This window comes from Arthrobacter sp. E44, from assembly GCF_041877125.1.
In the GTDB taxonomy this organism is placed as follows: domain Bacteria; phylum Actinomycetota; class Actinomycetes; order Actinomycetales; family Micrococcaceae; genus Arthrobacter.
The window spans coordinates 1-298 of sequence record NZ_JBHDJA010000076.1; the positions used below are offsets into that span (position 1 = coordinate 1).

The window sequence follows — 298 nt, forward strand, 5'->3', positions numbered from 1 at the left end:
ACGCCGTCAACGCGCCCTCGGCCGGCTGACACCCATCGAGTTTGAGACAATAAAAAACGCGGCCTCAGCCGCGTAAGAAATTATCAACCCCAGCTGTCAACTAAACCTTCAGCAGTCCCAAGCCTTTACGCCGTGTACTTTTCCTGCGCTTTTGCTTGGCTTTTGCTGGGCCGAAACTGGCTCTTCACGGTTCGTGGTGAATGTTCTGCCGTGAAGGATGTTCATGCCGCTGTTCTGGCGGCACTGCGCAACAGGATACGCGTTTTGTAGTTGCGTGCGTTGGTGAATCCCCGGCCGG

Annotated in this window: 1 protein-coding gene; it reads right to left on the bottom strand. The window is 55.7% G+C overall.

Annotated features, from left to right (window positions below; translation table 11 throughout):
* Window positions 1–108 precede the first annotated feature (108 nt).
* Window positions 109–298: hypothetical protein (locus ACETK3_RS21385; RefSeq protein ID WP_373993604.1), on the bottom strand; the 190-nt coding region annotated here is incomplete at its 5' end.